This is a genomic window from Micrococcus sp. HMSC31B01 (genome assembly GCF_001816085.1).
GTDB classification, from domain to species: domain Bacteria; phylum Actinomycetota; class Actinomycetes; order Actinomycetales; family Micrococcaceae; genus Micrococcus; species Micrococcus luteus.
Genome location: NZ_KV824857.1, coordinates 1 through 880, shown reverse-complemented (window position 1 = coordinate 880; position 880 = coordinate 1). Strand labels below are relative to the sequence as shown.

Annotated in this window: 1 protein-coding gene; it reads left to right on the top strand. The window is 76.1% G+C overall.

The genetic code is table 11. The features are described 5' to 3' along the window. Nucleotides 1-86 precede the first annotated feature (86 nt). Nucleotides 87-880: HesA/MoeB/ThiF family protein (locus HMPREF3105_RS00835; protein WP_070708545.1), on the top strand; the 794-nt coding region annotated here is incomplete at its 3' end.

Here is an 880-nt window from a genome sequence, read left to right as displayed (position 1 = left end):
CGCCGTGCCGGGCGCATCCCGCGCCGCGAGCACGCCCTGGCCTCCTCGCCGATGGCCGGGCGGGTCACGGCCGAGGAGGACGAGCGGTGACCGCCGCCCTGGACCCCGCCGCCCGCGAGCCCCGCGACCTCACCGCGCTGTCCGACACCCAGCTGGAGCGCTTCGCCCGCCACCTGAGCCTGGACGGCTTCGGCCCCGAGGCCCAGCTGGCGCTGCTGCGCTCCCGCGTCCTCGTGGTCGGCGCCGGCGGCCTCGGGGCGCCCGTGCTGACCTACCTCGCCGCCGCGGGCGTGGGGGAGGTCCACGTGATCGACGACGACATGGTGGACCGCTCCAACCTGCACCGCCAGGTGATCCACGCCGAGGCGGACCTCGGCCGCCCCAAGACCGCCTCCGCCGCCGCGACGATGCGCGGCCTGCACCCCGAGGTGCGCGTGGTCGAGCACCGCGAACGCCTGACCGCGGCCAACGCGCTCGAACGGGTCGGCGCCGTGGACCTCGTGCTCGACGGCACGGACAACTACGCGACCCGCTACCTCGTGGCCGACGCGTGCGAGATCGCGGGCGTGCCCGTGGTGTGGGGCGCGATCCTGCGGTTCGCGGGGCAGGTGAGCGTGTTCGCCCCGGGCGGGCCGCTGTACCGGGACGTGTTCCCGGAGCGGCCCGAACCCGGCGAGGTGCCCTCGTGCGCGCAGGCCGGGGTGCTCGGGGTGCTGCCCGGGATCATCGGCTCCCTCATGGCGGCCGAGGCGATCAAGCTGCTCTCCGGGGTGGGTGAGCCCCTGGTCGGGCGGCTGCTCTCCGTGGACGCCCTGACGATGCGCTTCCGTGAGCTGCGGCTCGTGCCCGACCCCGAGCGGACCCCCGTGACGGACCTGTC